Consider the following 15,214-nt stretch of genomic DNA (forward strand, 5'->3'; position numbering starts at 1 on the left):
CCATTACTTCTGCGATCCTTTCTGTATATGTACAGTCTTCAGCGGTCGAAACGAGGGACAAAAGTGAAAAATAAAAATTCGCGAGCGTTGCGCAAACGTTTTCGTTACAATGCCCCCGCACAACAAGGATGCCCCGTAAGGGGCGTTAGCTGAGTTTTTAGCCAAGAATTCACCTAACGCTCTCTGTAATAGTCAAATCCAGGGGATTTACCATGCAACAACGTCGTCCAGTCCGCCGCGCTCTGCTCAGTGTTTCTGACAAGGCCGGTATCATCGAATTCGCTCAGGCACTTTCCGCACGCGGTGTGGAGCTACTGTCTACAGGTGGCACTGCCCGCCTGTTAGCGGAGAAAGGTCTGCCAGTGACCGAAGTTTCCGATTACACCGGCTTCCCGGAAATGATGGATGGACGCGTGAAGACCCTGCATCCAAAAGTCCACGGCGGCATTCTTGGTCGCCGTGGTCAGGATGACGGAATAATGGAGCAACATGGTATCGCGCCTATCGATATGGTGGTTGTTAACTTGTACCCGTTCGCCCAGACCGTCGCCCGCGAAGGCTGTTCTCTGGAAGATGCCGTAGAGAACATTGATATCGGCGGCCCGACCATGGTGCGCTCTGCAGCCAAGAACCATAAAGATGTAGCTATCGTTGTGAAGAGCAGCGACTACGATGCCATTATTAAAGAGATGGATGCCAACGATGGTTCTCTGACCCTCGACACGCGTTTCGATCTCGCGATTAAAGCCTTCGAACACACCGCCGCTTACGACAGCATGATCGCCAACTACTTTGGCAGCATGGTTCCGGCCTATCACGGCGAAAGCAAAGAAGCCGCCGGTCGCTTCCCACGTACGCTGAACCTGAACTTCATTAAGAAGCAGGATATGCGTTACGGCGAGAACAGCCACCAGCAGGCTGCCTTCTATATAGAAGAGAATGTTAAAGAAGCCTCCGTTGCCACCGCGCAGCAGGTACAGGGCAAAGCACTTTCCTACAACAACATCGCCGATACCGATGCGGCGCTGGAGTGCGTGAAAGAGTTCAGCGAACCGGCATGCGTTATCGTTAAGCACGCAAACCCGTGCGGTGTAGCGGTAAGCACCTCTATTCTTGACGCTTACGACCGCGCTTACAAAACCGACCCAACCTCCGCATTCGGCGGCATCATCGCTTTTAACCGCGAGCTGGATGCTGAAACCGCGCAGGCGATTATCTCCCGCCAGTTCGTGGAAGTGATCATCGCGCCTTCCGCCACCGAAGAAGCATTGAAAATTACCGCTGCCAAGCAGAACGTTCGCGTGCTGGTTTGCGGCCAATGGGCGCAGCGCGTACCGGGTCTGGACTTCAAGCGTGTGAACGGCGGCCTGCTGGTCCAGGACCGCGACCTCGGTATGGTGAGCGAAGCTGAACTGCGCGTGGTAACCAAACGCCAGCCGACCGAGCAAGAACTGCGTGATGCGCTGTTCTGCTGGAAAGTGGCGAAATTCGTGAAATCCAACGCCATTGTTTACGCCAAAGAGAACATGACTATCGGCATAGGCGCAGGCCAGATGAGCCGCGTGTACTCAGCCAAAATCGCCGGGATTAAGGCCGCCGACGAAGGTCTGGAAGTGAAAGGTTCCTCTATGGCTTCCGACGCCTTCTTCCCGTTCCGCGATGGGATTGATGCCGCTGCTGCCGCTGGCGTAACCTGCGTGATCCAACCGGGCGGTTCAATCCGCGATGACGAAGTGATTGCCGCCGCAGACGAGCACGGTATCGCGATGGTATTCACCGACATGCGCCACTTCCGCCATTAATCCACGGAGCAGACGATGAAAATATTAGTGATTGGCAATGGCGGGCGCGAGCACGCCCTCGCCTGGAAAGCGGCGCAGTCGCCAAAAGTCGAAACGGTATTTGTCGCCCCGGGCAACGCGGGCACCGCGCTGGAACCCACGCTACAAAACGTGGCCATCGGCGTAACGGATATTCCGGCGCTGCTGAGCTTTGCCCAGAACGAGAAGATCGATCTGACCATCGTTGGTCCGGAAGCGCCGCTGGTGATTGGTGTGGTTGATGCATTCCGCGCCGCCGGTCTGAAAATCTTCGGCCCAACCGAAGGTGCCGCGCAGCTGGAAGGCTCCAAAGCCTTCACCAAAGATTTTCTTGCGCGCCATCAGATTCCAACGGCGGAGTACCAAAACTTCACCGAAATCGAACCTGCGCTGGCTTACCTGCGCGAGAAAGGCGCGCCGATCGTTATCAAAGCCGACGGTCTGGCCGCCGGTAAAGGCGTGATTGTGGCGATGACGCTGGAGGAAGCGGAATCCGCGGTTCATGACATGCTGGCCGGTAACGCGTTTGGCGACGCGGGCCACCGCATCGTTATCGAAGAGTTCCTCGACGGTGAAGAAGCGAGCTTTATCGTGATGGTCGATGGCGAGCACGTGCTGCCGATGGCCACCAGCCAGGACCACAAACGCGTGGGCAACGGCGATACCGGTCCGAACACCGGCGGGATGGGTGCCTACTCTCCAGCACCGGTAGTGACTGACGAAGTCCACCAGCGCACCATGGAACGCATCATCTGGCCAACGGTGAAAGGCATGGCGGCGGAAGGTAACACCTACACCGGTTTCCTCTATGCGGGTCTGATGATCGACAAGCAGGGTAACCCGAAGGTTATCGAGTTCAACTGCCGCTTCGGCGATCCGGAAACCCAGCCGATCATGCTGCGCATGAAGTCCGATCTGGTGGAGCTGTGCCTCGCCGCCTGTGACGGCAAGCTGGATGAGAAAACCTCCGAGTGGGACGAACGCGCATCTCTGGGTGTGGTCATTGCCGCCGGAGGTTATCCGGGCAATTACAATACCGGCGATGAAATCCACGGCCTGCCGCTGGAAGACGTCACTGACGGTAAAGTGTTCCACGCCGGCACCAAACTGTCTGCTGACGATCGCGTGCTGACCAACGGCGGTCGCGTACTGTGTTCCACCGCGCTGGGTAACACCGTGGCAGAAGCGCAGAAACGCGCCTACGCCCTGATGACAGACATCCGCTGGGACGGCTGCTTCAGCCGTAACGACATCGGCTGGCGCGCTATCGAACGTGAGCAAAACTAACGGCTGAGCTTAGCCAGCAGTGTTTTGCGCGTAATACCTAACTGACGGGCGGCTTCGGTTTTATTGCCGCCCGTTTTCTCCAGTGCAGCCAGAATCACCTCTTTTTCGACATCCACCAGCGGTTGGATCTCGCCACTGTATTCCGTTTTTATCGGCGTCGCAGCAATCGCCATTGGCAGCTCACGTTCAGAAATATATTCCCCCGTTAGCAGCACCACCGATCGCTCAATCGCATTTTCCAGCTCACGGATATTGCCCGGCCAGTCGTAATGGATCAGGAGATCCATCGCCTGCGGAGTAAAGCCTTTCACCGCTTTTCGGTTACGCTCGGCAAAACGCTGGAGAAAATATTCGGCCAGCAGTGGAATATCTTCCCGACGCTGGCGCAATGCTGGCATTTCAATGGTGACGACGTTCAGGCGATAGTAGAGATCCTGGCGAAAGCGCCCGGCACTGACTTCCTCCGCCAGATCTCGATGCGTGGCAGCGATCAGCCGGACATCAACTGCAATGGTCTGGTTGCTGCCAACCCGCTGTACTTCCCGCTCCTGGATCGCTCGCAGCAGACGCACCTGCATCAGCGGTGAGATATCGCCAATTTCATCAAGAAACAGCGTGCCACCATCGGCTTCCACAAAGCGACCTTCCCGGCGTTTATCCGCCCCGGTAAACGCACCTTTCTCGTGACCGAACAGTTCAGATTCCAGCAAAGATTCATTGAGTGCCGCGCAGTTCAGCGTGACCAGCGGCTTATCGCTGCGTGCGCTGCTGGCATGTAGCGCCCGGGCCACCAGTTCTTTGCCCGTCCCGGAGTCTCCGTGGATGAGCACCGTGGCGTCCGAGGGCGCAACCATCGCAATTTCGTTGAGCAACTGCTGCATCGCCGGACTACGACCAATCATGCCAAACTGCGCCGCCGACGCTGACGGCAATTCAGCGCTCGTTTCCCGCGTGTGCGCCAGCGCTTTTTCCAGCGTCTCCTGCAACCGGTCAAAGTCCAGCGGTTTGATCAAGTAGTCCAGCGCCCCGGTTTTCAGCGCCTCAACGGCAGTCTCCACGCTGGAGAACGCCGTCATGATCAATACCGGAATCGCCGGATTCAGCGCTTTAATCTCTTTCAGCGTAGCGATACCGTCCATCTCTGCCATGCGCACATCACACAGCACTAAATCAAATACACGTTCGCGTACCTGTTCCAGCGCCGCTCGCCCGCTATAAGCCAACGCAACGTCATAACCCCAGCCGCGCAGCAGCGCCTGTAAAATGGTGCAGTGGCTGGTATCGTCATCCACCACCAGAATAGTGATTTTTCCGTGCGTCATCCTTGTTAATCCTGTTGTTTCGCTTTAGTCGGCAGCCAAAAGGTAAAGGTCGCGCCTTTGCCCTCAACGCTTGCCACCTGAATGGTGCCGCCGTGCTGTTCAACTATATTCTGCACCACCGCCAGCCCGAGGCCGGTGCCGTCAGCTTTGGTCGTAAAGTAAGGCGTAAAAATGGCCTCCAGCTGTTCTGGAGCAATCCCCTTCCCGCTATCGGTCACCACGATTTTAACGCGATCGCCGCTGCTTTCACTTGCTTCAACCACTATTGTGCCCTGACGACCAATGGCATGAATGGCGTTCAGATACAGATTCAACAAAATCTGCGTCAGCCGGTCGGGGTCGGCCTGAATCGCGGGCAGCGTAGGATTAGCCGAAAAACGGAGCTGGATTTCGCGACTTGCCGCATCCTGGCTCACCAGATGTAATGAGTGGGTGATAACCTTGTTAAGATCCACCTGTTGCAGCGTCAGATGCGCTGGCTTCACCAGCTCCAGCAATTCGCTCACCACCCGATTTAAACGGTCCGCTTCTTTCGCCATTACCTGAGCCAACTCATGTGACTCGCCACCTGGCGGGGTTCGTTCGGCAAAATATTTTGCTAAACCTTTGATGGATGAAAGCGGGTTACGAATTTCATGTGCGACTCCGGCCGCCAGGTGTCCGAGCGCCATCAGTTTTTCTTTACGCTTCATCGCATCCTGCAGTTCTTTGTACGAACGCTGATAGCGCTGATACCAGAAGAACGTCAGCACGGTGGCCAGTAACACGGCTGCCAGCGCGGACAGGACAATCAGGGTGTTACGCCACTCTCTTGCCTGAGTCGCTGCCAGATCGCTGGCATCAAAGGCGATAAATATGGTTTGTGCAGGGATGTTAAGCTGCCTGTCATCGTTGGCGCAACGCGCCATGCCATGACGTCCTGGACCATACGTCGGCTGAAACTGGCGATAAATTTCCAGGGCCGGCGTGTTTTCACCGCTCCCCACTGGAATGTCAATATTTCGCCAGTTTTCTTGTTCTCCGGGATTAAGCTGCCGCAGGACATCCGGTGAATAGAGCGTTTTCCCGACCATCGCGGAATTGCTGTGAGTAATAACAACGCCATGCTCATCAACAACGGCAAACCATAGCACGCCTGGTTGTACGGCCATTTGTTCCAGCAGCGTCTGCTGTTGAGCATGATGCATGCGCATCCCCATACCTACGCGCGTACCAGACTCCAGAGCGCGAATGAGCACGCTGCCTTTTTCCAGTAGCGTTTGCCGTGCAGCACCGCTTTCCCGCCCATAGTCCCGAATGGTCATAACCGAAAACCAGCCGACCAAAATCAGGATTGCCGCCAGCAAGAGTCGGCTCAACCACTTTGCAGCCGTGTCCTTATAAAGACGCATACGCTCTCCCTTTACCCTACCTGTTCCTTTCATCGTTACAGGTATACAGCAGAAATCATGCCATTTTTTCCTCCTGATAACCCTGCCCTCAAACACAAACTGCTGAAAGTACCGGGTAAAAATGACCCGCTGGCGCGTTCTGGCGAGTCATTTTTACCCGTTTTCCTGCAAAGACGACACGTACAACGCCCGCAGGACAGGGATTGCCGCTTTGGCACGGAAGATGCAAAAGGGAATGTAAGCTAACCAACAGGAGAATGAACAATGAAACGGAACAACAAACTGGCACTGATTGCACTCTCTCTTCTGGCTCTGGGCTCTACCCCAGCGCTGGCACAGCATCACTGGGGGTATGGTGATGGCATGCAGCAGCGGGGCGGTGCGCCAATGACCGCTGAGCAGCAGGCAACCGCGCAGAAAATCTATGATGATTACTACTCACAGACCAGCGCATTGCGCCAACAGTTGACCTCCAAACGTTATGAGTACAACGCGTTGTTAACAGCCAGCTCGCCAGACACGGCAAAAATTACCGCCGTGGCAAAAGAGATGGAAGCGTTGAATCAGTCCCTGGATGAGCAGCGTGTTAAACGCGATGTCGCCATGGCGCAGGCAGGCGTGCCTCGCGGAGCGGGAATGGGTTACGGTGGATGCGGCGGTGGCGGTAACCATCGCGGCGGCGGCCATATGGGAATGGGCCACTGGTAACAGTATTACCTGATGGCAGATTATCAGAAGGTTTTGGCTGTAGGCTGCCAGCGACAAAAATCTTCATTAGCGACCAGCAGTAGCTGCGACCCTTCGGGCGCTTCCAGCCATGCCACACTCACCTCGACGGATGAATGGCTCTGGCGGCGCTCAATATGGTTTATCGCCCACGATTCCAGATCGGGTTTCAGCGTCTCACCTTCACAGGTCGTAACCGTGTGATTCGCATGCCAGCGTCCCTGATGCAGTATCACCCGTCCCTGACGCAACGCATCGCTTGTCTGGCGGATTTGATCGGCTCGATAGCGGTAAAGCGCGATTTGATCGCTGGAAAGCTGCTGCTTAAGACCGTCGACTTCACGCTGCATGAAACTCAGCTCACCCCGGTCATCGAAGCGTATACGGACATGTTCTTGGGGTTTACTGTAGGTGTTGAGTTCTATCAAAGAGAGCGTATCACCCTGCCAGCGATATTCACTGGTGGTGGTATCACCTTTACGCCACGGACTAAATACCGAGAGCAAGTGAACACCGTCGCTGGAATCTTTACGCCAAATGCGTACTGCCCCCTGATCGCCAACATAGCCGCTGGCTGTGAACGGAGGAAGCTCAGAGTGGCGACTACAGGCAGACAGTAACAGAACACCTGAAAGCCAAAGCGAGTGACGCCAGATGGACAAAAGGGGCGAAACCGCCCCTTCGATAAAACTGTTCACTGCCACGCGAATTACTTAACCGCGTCTTTCAGTGCTTTACCAGAAACAAATGCCGGTACGTTAGCTGCGGCAATTTTGATTTCTTTACCGGTCTGCGGGTTGCGGCCAGTACGCTCAGCACGGTGGTTCACTTTGAAGGTACCGAAACCAACCAGTTGTACAGCATCGCCTTCTTTCAGAGACTCAGTAATAGCAGCCAGAGTGGATTCCAGAGCAGCTTTAGCCTGTGTTTTAGACAGTTCTGCTTTGTCTGCAATTACATCAATCAGTTGAGTCTTGTTCATAAGTTATCCTTACAATGTGTTTATCGCTTGCTAAGCATCGAGTGCGACGGAAATGCCAGAAAAGCACTCTCCTGCATACACGCACCGATAGCCACTTTTTTTCGCCCCCCAAATGTAGACCAGACCGGGGGCAGATGGGAAGCCTTCAGGCATGACAAATCAGGCGTTAAATCACGTTTTGTGGTGTCATTGCTGAAAATTTATACCAATATTGCTCTCGCCAGCCTCGCGCAGGTCTGCACGAAGCCCTTTTATCAGCTCAATATCGCGTTCTTCACAATCGGCTAAAAGTCGGAATATTTCCCACTGAATATCCCATTCTTGCTCAACGGCCGGGTTCTCTTTGAGCTCTTCATCGGTCATTTCGCGACCAGCTTGCGTCATTTCCAGCATCGCGACGGTGGTAATAGAAGCCTTACTGACTTCAATTGCGTGTTCCAGCGTTTCACCACTCAGACGCGAATGCATCAGTTCGCTTAATGCCACACAGGCATCGATCGCCGGGTACACGCCGTACAGATCGTAATCATCTGCAGAAGGAATGGCCTCTTCAAACTTTTCCAACTGACTATCGAAATTGATTTTCGCGTCTTTCACCGTCAACGCTTCCCAAATAAGATCCAGAATTCGGCGATAAATCTGACCATCGCCAAATTCGGTTTGCTTGCAGAACATAGCGTAGTTTGGGTACATGCGCTCGCACAGACAGGCCATAAACGTAACATGCTGCCAGCTTTCCAGCTTCTCCAGACGCAGGTGAATCGGGTTTTGTAACATGATGAGTTCTCAAATACGGAAATTAGCGGCAGTTTACCCGATATGGGGCGTTTTTGCTGCAAGCCGCGTAAAAGCCGGGCGTTCAGATGCGACCGCATCTGCCCAGCGTGTTGGTTCCGGCAGACGATAACCGTTCATACAGCGTTGTACCCATGCCAACGCGCGGTCCAGGCTCACGCGATGACCCGTAGAGATAAACAACGGGTTACAGCGTGCTTTGCTGCGCCAGACCCACGCCAGCTGTTCGTCTTTATCCAGCAACGGCGCTAGCGCTCCGGGTTCGGCAGCGAGCGGCTCAAACTTGCCGCATAACCGTTTTTTCGCCACGCCAATCGTCGGGACATCCACCAGCAGACCAAAATGGCTGGCTACGCCCAGGCGACGCGGGTGAGAGATACCGTGACCGTCAACGAACAGCAGATCGGGCTTGTGCGAGAGCAACTGCCAGGCAGCCATCAACGCGGGCGTTTCACGAAAGGAGAGAAAGCCTGGAATGTAAGGCATGGTGGTGGCGATTCGCGCCACCTTGTATTCAACCAGTTCCAGCGTCGGGTATTTCAGTAAGACCATTGCGGCCCGCGTCACTTCGCCGCCCTGCTCAAACCCTACGTCCGCCCCGCCGATCAGATCCGGCGGATCGTTCTGCAGGCGATCCTCGCGGATCACCGAAGAGGCCAGTTCAAGCTGCTGCGCGCGCAGCGACGCGAGATCCATTAGCGGTGGTACTGCGCCGACAGGCGATGTACCGCCTCGACAAAGACACCCGCATGTTCTGGCGGTACATCCTGATGAATGCCATGGCCCAGGTTAAAGACATGGCCTTCACCCTGACCAAATCCGGCCAGAATTGTCGCCACTTCTTCTTCGATGCGGGCTGGCGGCGCATACAGCATGGATGGATCCATATTGCCCTGTAGCGCCACTTTATGACCCACACGACGACGCGCGTCGGCAATATCAGTGGTCCAGTCGAGGCCTAACGCATCACAGCCGGTTTCTGCCATCGCTTCCAGCCACTGACCGCCGCCTTTGGTGAACAGCGTCACCGGTACACGACGACCGTCGTTCTCGCGCAGCAGACCATCGACGATTTTGTGCATGTAGTACAGGGAGAACTGCTGATAGTCGCGACCGGTCAGCACACCGCCCCAGGTATCGAAAATCATCACCGACTGCGCGCCCGCTTTGATCTGCGCGTTCAGGTACAGCGTGACGCTCTTCGCCAGCTTATCCAGCAGCAGATGCAGCGCTTTTGGATCGGCGTACATCATCTTTTTAATCACGGTGAAGGCCTTGCTGCTACCGCCTTCGACCATATAGGTCGCCAGCGTCCACGGGCTACCGGAGAAGCCGATCAGCGGCACTTCGCCTTTCAGTTCACGCCGAATCGTGCGCACCGCATTCATCACATAACCCAGCCCATCTTCCGGGTCCGGGATCGGCAGTTTGTCGACATCAGCCTTGCTGGTAATCGGTGAGGTAAAACGTGGACCTTCTCCGGCTTCAAAATACAGCCCAAGCCCCATCGCATCCGGAATCGTCAGGATATCCGAGAAGAGGATCGCGGCATCAAGCTTATAACGACGCAGCGGCTGCAGCGTGACTTCGCAGGCCAGCTCGGCATTTTTGCACAGCGCCATAAAATCGCCCGCCTCGGCGCGCGTGGCTTTATATTCCGGTAGATAGCGGCCCGCCTGGCGCATCATCCATACCGGAGTGACATCAACGGGCTGGCGCAGCAGCGCACGCAGATAACGATCGTTCTTCAGTTCGGTCATTTTTGCAGTTCCTTATTGCGTCAGTCCATCAGTGTATCATCACTCGTTCTTTACTCGTACTCAGCCCGACACATTGCCACAGTGTCTTCAATCAATCGACGCGCGACGGTGCCTGGCGGGGGAAGCAGCGGTAAATTATCGTAGCGATACCAGTTCGCCTCCAGCAGTTCTTTCGGGTCGATAACAATCTCCCCGCTATCATACTCTGCCATAAATGCGGTCATCAAAGACTGTGGGAACGGCCACGGCTGAGAAGTGACATAGCGCAGGTTTTTAACCTTAATGCCGCTCTCTTCCATGACTTCACGCGCCACCGCCTGTTCAAGGGTCTCACCCACTTCGACAAAGCCCGCCAGCACGGTATGCACGCCGTTGCGATGGCGAACATGTTGGGCGAGCAAGATAGCGTCGTCACGGCGGATAGCGACGATAATGCAGGGGGCAATTTGCGGGTAGTAGCGTTCCCGGCAGTGGCTGCACAGCATCGCCCATTCCGTTTTACTCGGGTGCATCGTGTGCCCACAGTAGCCGCAGAATTTATGCGAGCGGTAAAACTCAGCCAGCTGTACGCCGCGTCCGGCCAGTTGAAACAGGCCAACATCCTGGTCTATAACCTGGCGCACCGACCCCATATCGTGTCGACGTTGCTGCTGCACCAGCCAGACCGTTTCCCCTTCCCATTCGCCGATAGAAAGTGCGCGCTGCCCGGTCAGATCAAAACGTGCCGCGTCACCGTGAGGCAGTTCACCATGCGGCAACCATAACTTTTGCTCATGACTGACAATCCACCAGCCGCTATCTAATTTTTCAATTATACGATCCATATCTCTTGCGCAACCTTTGCTTCACAGGCATGTTGTTTACATTATTTTTACATTTACGGGTGAGCAGTTCTTAAACACCATCTTGCGGAGTCAATCATGTTAAACCAGCTGGAAAGCCTGACGGAGCACGTCGGAGGAAGTAATAAACTGGTTGATCGCTGGCTACATGTACGTAAGCACCTGCTCGTGGCTTACTACAATCTGGTTGGCATTAAGCCTGGCAAAGAATCGTACATGCGGCTCAATGAAAAGGCGCTGGATGATTTTTGTCAGAGCCTGGTCGATTACCTCTCCACCGGACACTTCAGTATTTATGAACGTATTCTCCATAAATTGGAAGGGAACGGGCAGCTTTTAAAAGCGACAAAAATTTGGCCGCTGCTGGAAGCCAACACACAACAGATCATGGACTACTATGACACCAGTCTGGAGACCGCCATTGATCATGATAACTTCCTTGAATTTCAACAGGCTTTATCAGATATCGGCGAGGCGCTGGAAGCCAGGTTCGTACTCGAAGATAAGCTGATCATGCTGGTATTTGATGCGATGCACGAGAGTGGCACTCTCAAACGTCCTGCTTGAGATTTGTCGCATTAACGCGTAATTTACATTCATTACCTCTTTACTGAGGTTACTTCTTGTCGGAGTGCTTATTTTCCACAACAGCATGAGTGGAAAAGGCTGAGACCGTTAATTCGGGATCCGCGGAACCTGATCAGGTTAAAACCTGCGAAGGGAACAAGAGTCAATCTGCAATAGCATCGCCCCCGGGCGAGCTTATCTCTTGCTTCATCCGTCGTCTGACAAGCCATATCCTTACTTTTATTTGGAATGAGCTATGTCTGCCACTACTAAACCATCACGCCGCGAACAGCGCGCTCAAGCCCAACACTTTATCGATACCCTGGAAGGGACCGCCTTTCCGAACTCAAAACGCATCTACATCACCGGCTCGCAGGCGGATATCCGCGTCCCTATGCGCGAAATCCAACTTAGCCCGACGCTGATTGGCGGCAGCAAAGACAATCCGCAATTTGAAGATAACGAAGCCGTACCGGTGTACGACACCTCCGGGCCGTATGGCGATCCTGACGTGGCGATTAACGTCCAGCTGGGGCTGGCGAAACTGCGCCAGCCGTGGATTGTGGCGCGTAACGATAGCGAAGAATTAGACGACCGTAGCTCCGCTTACACCAAAGAGCGCCTGGCCGACGATGGCCTGGACGAGCTACGTTTCAGCGGCCTGCTGACGCCAAAGCGCGCCAAAACCGGTAAGCGCGTGACCCAACTGCATTACGCCCGTCAGGGGATTGTCACGCCGGAAATGGAGTTTATCGCTATCCGTGAAAACATGGGGCGCGAGCGTATTCGTAGTGAAGTGCTGCGCCACCAGCATCCGGGGATGAACTTTGGCGCTCGCCTGCCGGAAAATATCACTCCGGAATTCGTGCGTGATGAAGTCGCTGCAGGCCGGGCGATTATTCCTGCTAACATCAACCACCCGGAATCCGAACCGATGATCATCGGCCGCAACTTCCTGGTAAAGGTGAACGCCAACATCGGTAACTCGGCGGTCACCTCCTCTATCGAAGAAGAGGTCGAAAAGCTGGTATGGTCAACCCGCTGGGGAGCAGATACGGTGATGGACCTCTCCACCGGTCGCTATATTCACGAAACCCGCGAGTGGATCCTGCGTAATAGCCCGGTGCCGATAGGCACCGTACCGATCTACCAGGCGCTGGAGAAGGTCAATGGGATCGCCGAAGATCTCACCTGGGAAGCATTCCGCGATACGTTGCTGGAACAAGCCGAACAGGGCGTCGACTACTTCACCATTCACGCGGGCGTGCTGCTGCGCTACGTGCCGATGACCGCTAAACGCCTGACCGGAATTGTCTCGCGCGGCGGCTCAATCATGGCGAAATGGTGCCTCTCCCATCACAAAGAGAACTTCCTGTTTGAACATTTCCGTGAGATTTGCGAAATCTGCGCCGCCTACGACGTTTCACTCTCTCTTGGCGATGGTCTGCGTCCGGGTTCGATTCAGGATGCCAACGACGAAGCGCAGTTCGCCGAACTGCATACGCTGGGCGAGCTGACCAAAATCGCCTGGGAATACGACGTGCAGGTGATGCTCGAAGGCCCAGGGCATGTACCGATGCAGATGATCCAGCGCAACATGACCGAAGAACTGGAACACTGCCACGAGGCGCCGTTCTACACCTTAGGGCCGCTCACCACCGACATCGCGCCGGGCTATGACCACTTCACCTCCGGCATTGGCGCGGCGATGATCGGCTGGTTTGGCTGCGCGATGCTGTGCTACGTCACACCAAAAGAACATCTCGGTTTACCGAACAAAGAAGATGTGAAACAGGGGCTGATCACCTACAAGATCGCCGCTCACGCCGCTGACCTCGCCAAAGGGCATCCGGGCGCGCAGATCCGCGATAACGCGATGTCGAAAGCACGCTTCGAATTCCGCTGGGAAGATCAGTTTAACCTCGCGCTCGACCCATTCACCGCCCGCGCTTATCACGATGAAACCCTGCCGCAGGAGTCCGGTAAGGTCGCTCACTTCTGCTCCATGTGTGGGCCGAAGTTCTGCTCGATGAAAATCAGCCAGGAAGTGCGTGATTACGCCGCCGCGCAAACCATTGAATTGGGGATGGCGGATATGTCGGAAAACTTCCGCGCCAAAGGCGGCGAAATCTACCTTAAAAAAGAGGAGGCGTAATGTACCAGCCTGATTTCCCGACCGTGCCGTTCCGCCTCGGGCTTTATCCGGTGGTGGATAGCGTGGCATGGATTGAGCGTCTACTGGAGGCGGGCGTGCGCACGATCCAGTTGCGTATCAAAGATAAACGCGATGAAGAGGTGGAAGCGGATGTTATCGCTGCCATCGCGCTGGGGCGTCGTTATGACGCCCGCCTGTTTATCAACGACTACTGGCGGCTGGCGATTAAGCACAACGCCTACGGCGTGCATTTGGGCCAGGAAGATCTCGAAACTACCGATCTGCAGGCCATTCAGGCGGCGGGCTTACGCCTGGGGGTTTCCACCCACGATGATATGGAGATAGACGTCGCACTGGCCGCTAAGCCTTCTTACATCGCACTCGGCCACGTTTTCCCCACGCAAACCAAGCAGATGCCTTCCGCTCCGCAGGGGCTGACACAGCTGGCAGGTCATATTGCGCGTCTGGCCGACTATCCAACCGTCGCCATCGGCGGCATCAGTCTGGAACGTGCGCCCGCGGTGCTGGCAACCGGCGTCGGCAGCATTGCCGTGGTCAGCGCTATCACCCTTGCGGCCGACTGGCAGGTAGCCACGGCGCAGCTGCTCGACATAGCAGGAGTCGGCGATGAATGACCGCGACTTTATGCGCTACAGCCGCCAGATTCTGCTTGGCGATATCGCGATTGAGGGCCAGCAAAAGTTGCTCGACAGCCATGTGCTGATTGTCGGTTTAGGCGGGCTTGGTTCGCCTGCCGCGTTGTATCTGGCGGGAGCAGGTGTCGGCACGCTGACGTTGGCGGACGATGACGACGTTCATCTGAGCAATCTGCAACGGCAAATATTGTTCACCACCGACGACATTGCTCGCCCAAAAGCACAGGCGGCAGAACGCCACCTGGCACGTCTTAACCCGGACAGCGAGCTGGTCGTCCTTGAACAGCGACTGACGGGTGAGGCGCTGCGGCATGCGGTTGCGCGGGCCGACGTGGTGCTCGACTGTACCGACAACATGGCCACGCGTCAGGAAATTAACGCCGCCTGCGTGGCGCTGAATACGCCTTTGGTTACCGCCAGCGCCGTGGGTTTCGGCGGCCAGTTGATGGTACTCACCCCGCCGTGGGAACAAGGCTGTTACCGCTGCCTGTGGCCGGATGATGTCGAACCTGAACGCAACTGCCGTACCGCCGGTATCATCGGCCCGGTTGTCGGCGTGATGGGCACCTTGCAGGCGCTGGAAGCCATCAAACTGCTTAGCGGCATTGCGACGCCCAGCGGCGAGTTACGCCTTTTTGACGGTAAAACCAGCCAGTGGCGCAGCCTTGCGCTGCGTCGGGCCAATGGCTGCCAGGTATGCGGAGGGCAACATGCAGATTCAGTTCAATGATGAGCCGATGCAGTGCGCCGAGGGACAAACCGTCAGCGGGCTGCTCACCGAGCTTAATCAGCTCAAACCGGGCGCGGCGCTGGCGCTCAATCAGCAGATTCTGCCGCGCGAGCAGTGGCAGCAGCATATCATGCAGGAAGGCGACCAGATCCTGCTTTTTCAGGTTATTGCAGGGGGTTGA

17 protein-coding genes and 1 riboswitch are annotated in these 15,214 nt (G+C 55.6%); of the genes, 9 read left to right on the forward strand and 8 right to left on the reverse strand.

From position 1 onward, the window contains the following. Window positions 1–212 precede the first annotated feature (212 nt). Together purH and purD are read left to right on the forward strand one after the other, a co-directional pair. Window positions 213–1,802, forward strand: a complete 1,590-nt coding sequence (purH, locus tag NMD08_RS24165) for a bifunctional phosphoribosylaminoimidazolecarboxamide formyltransferase/IMP cyclohydrolase (protein WP_151218784.1) — start codon at window positions 213–215, stop codon at window positions 1,800–1,802. A 15-nt stretch (window positions 1,803–1,817) separates the two neighbouring features. After that, window positions 1,818–3,107 (forward strand): phosphoribosylamine--glycine ligase, encoded by a 1,290-nt coding sequence (gene purD / locus NMD08_RS24170; RefSeq protein ID WP_370619206.1) that lies wholly within the window; start codon window positions 1,818–1,820, stop codon window positions 3,105–3,107. Here the strand turns inward: purD and zraR are convergent. Further along, a complete protein-coding gene (zraR, locus tag NMD08_RS24175; protein ID WP_370619208.1) occupies window positions 3,104–4,429 on the reverse strand; it encodes a sigma-54-dependent response regulator transcription factor ZraR in 1,326 nt (441 codons plus the stop codon). The two genes, purD and zraR, sit on opposite strands and share 4 nt — an antisense overlap. Before the next feature lie 5 nt (window positions 4,430–4,434). After that, the gene (gene zraS, locus NMD08_RS24180) at window positions 4,435–5,820 is read right to left on the reverse strand and encodes a two-component system sensor histidine kinase ZraS (protein ID WP_151225115.1); all 1,386 of its coding nucleotides are present in this window, start codon (window positions 5,818–5,820) and stop codon (window positions 4,435–4,437) included. A 57-nt stretch (window positions 5,821–5,877) separates the two neighbouring features. On the opposite strand from zraS, the gene NMD08_RS24185 reads away from it, so the two are divergent. After that, window positions 5,878–6,066, forward strand: a complete 189-nt coding sequence (locus tag NMD08_RS24185) for a hypothetical protein (protein WP_151218788.1) — start codon at window positions 5,878–5,880, stop codon at window positions 6,064–6,066. Window positions 6,067–6,084: 18 nt separating this feature from the next. Beyond that, on the forward strand, window positions 6,085–6,528 hold the full coding sequence (zraP, locus tag NMD08_RS24190; RefSeq protein ID WP_187254163.1) for a zinc resistance sensor/chaperone ZraP: 444 nt from the start codon (window positions 6,085–6,087) through the stop codon (window positions 6,526–6,528). Between the two features lie 23 nt (window positions 6,529–6,551). Here zraP and NMD08_RS24195 read toward each other — a convergent pair whose 3' ends face one another. The 6 genes from NMD08_RS24195 to nudC all read right to left on the reverse strand — a co-directional run bounded on the left by NMD08_RS24195 (window position 6,552) and on the right by nudC (window position 10,907). Further along, on the reverse strand, window positions 6,552–7,244 hold the full coding sequence (locus NMD08_RS24195; RefSeq protein ID WP_151218802.1) for a DUF1481 domain-containing protein: 693 nt from the start codon (window positions 7,242–7,244) through the stop codon (window positions 6,552–6,554). 11 nt (window positions 7,245–7,255) lie between these two features. Further along, on the reverse strand, window positions 7,256–7,528 hold the full coding sequence (hupA, locus tag NMD08_RS24200) for a nucleoid-associated protein HU-alpha (RefSeq protein ID WP_001044509.1): 273 nt from the start codon (window positions 7,526–7,528) through the stop codon (window positions 7,256–7,258). Window positions 7,529–7,714: 186 nt separating this feature from the next. After that, window positions 7,715–8,305, reverse strand: a complete 591-nt coding sequence (locus tag NMD08_RS24205) for a YjaG family protein (protein WP_003842015.1) — start codon at window positions 8,303–8,305, stop codon at window positions 7,715–7,717. A gap of 33 nt (window positions 8,306–8,338) precedes the next feature. Beyond that, window positions 8,339–9,019: a deoxyribonuclease V gene (gene nfi, locus NMD08_RS24210; RefSeq protein WP_187254162.1), complete on the reverse strand. Its 681-nt coding sequence runs from the start codon at window positions 9,017–9,019 to the stop codon at window positions 8,339–8,341. Then, window positions 9,019–10,083, reverse strand: coding sequence for a uroporphyrinogen decarboxylase (gene hemE, locus NMD08_RS24215; RefSeq protein WP_151225111.1), 1,065 nt, complete (start codon window positions 10,081–10,083; stop codon window positions 9,019–9,021). Before hemE ends, nfi begins: the two co-directional genes overlap by 1 nt. A 50-nt stretch (window positions 10,084–10,133) precedes the next feature. Then, a complete protein-coding gene (nudC, locus tag NMD08_RS24220) occupies window positions 10,134–10,907 on the reverse strand; it encodes an NAD(+) diphosphatase (RefSeq protein WP_151218791.1) in 774 nt (257 codons plus the stop codon). 96 nt (window positions 10,908–11,003) lie between these two features. Between nudC and rsd the strand changes: the two genes are divergently transcribed. From rsd to thiS, 5 genes are all read left to right on the forward strand, one after another. Continuing rightward, window positions 11,004–11,492, forward strand: a complete 489-nt coding sequence (gene rsd / locus NMD08_RS24225) for a sigma D regulator (RefSeq protein ID WP_151218792.1) — start codon at window positions 11,004–11,006, stop codon at window positions 11,490–11,492. 50 nt (window positions 11,493–11,542) lie between these two features. Beyond that, window positions 11,543–11,665: riboswitch (TPP riboswitch) on the forward strand. Window positions 11,666–11,748: 83 nt separating this feature from the next. Next, window positions 11,749–13,647 carry a phosphomethylpyrimidine synthase ThiC gene (gene thiC / locus NMD08_RS24230; protein WP_370619210.1) on the forward strand — a complete coding sequence of 633 codons (1,899 nt, stop codon included), beginning with the start codon at window positions 11,749–11,751 and terminating at the stop codon, window positions 13,645–13,647. Beyond that, the gene (gene thiE / locus NMD08_RS24235; protein ID WP_370619212.1) at window positions 13,647–14,282 is read left to right on the forward strand and encodes a thiamine phosphate synthase; all 636 of its coding nucleotides are present in this window, start codon (window positions 13,647–13,649) and stop codon (window positions 14,280–14,282) included. The genes thiC and thiE overlap by 1 nt, the downstream gene beginning before the upstream one ends. Continuing rightward, the gene (locus NMD08_RS24240) at window positions 14,275–15,033 is read left to right on the forward strand and encodes a HesA/MoeB/ThiF family protein (protein ID WP_151218795.1); all 759 of its coding nucleotides are present in this window, start codon (window positions 14,275–14,277) and stop codon (window positions 15,031–15,033) included. Before thiE ends, NMD08_RS24240 begins: the two co-directional genes overlap by 8 nt. Beyond that, the gene (thiS, locus tag NMD08_RS24245; protein WP_151218796.1) at window positions 15,014–15,214 is read left to right on the forward strand and encodes a sulfur carrier protein ThiS; all 201 of its coding nucleotides are present in this window, start codon (window positions 15,014–15,016) and stop codon (window positions 15,212–15,214) included. Before NMD08_RS24240 ends, thiS begins: the two co-directional genes overlap by 20 nt.

Origin of the sequence: Citrobacter meridianamericanus, assembly GCF_041320245.1 — a bacterium.
In the GTDB taxonomy this organism is placed as follows: Bacteria; Pseudomonadota; Gammaproteobacteria; order Enterobacterales; family Enterobacteriaceae; genus Citrobacter; species Citrobacter meridianamericanus.